The organism is Stenotrophomonas sp. HMWF023 (assembly GCF_003060985.1).
Taxonomy (GTDB): Bacteria; Pseudomonadota; Gammaproteobacteria; order Xanthomonadales; family Xanthomonadaceae; genus Stenotrophomonas; species Stenotrophomonas lactitubi.
Map to the genome: position 1 here is coordinate 1 of NZ_QAIJ01000322.1, position 313 is coordinate 313.

A 313-nucleotide genomic window follows, 5' to 3' on the forward strand; every position below is an offset into this window, starting at 1 on the left:
AAGTACGTCCCTGTAAGCTCGGTCGCGCCATCCATGGCGCTCACGCCCCCGCAACCGGACCCACCCCGCCTTCGACAGATTTCTGCGATCTGCCGGAATGGCATGGCCTGCTCTTGGTGGGTGTCGACCTTGGTCGATACGTAGATCCACGCCATGCGTGGATGCATTTCGATCAATTGTCGAAATATTCGATTTCGAAGGAGATTCATCCACGCATGGCGTGGATCTACCAGACACCGAAATCTGTCAGAGGTGGGGCGGTGTCGGATTGCGGGGTGTCCGCGGCATGGATGCCGCGGCCAAGCCTACAAGG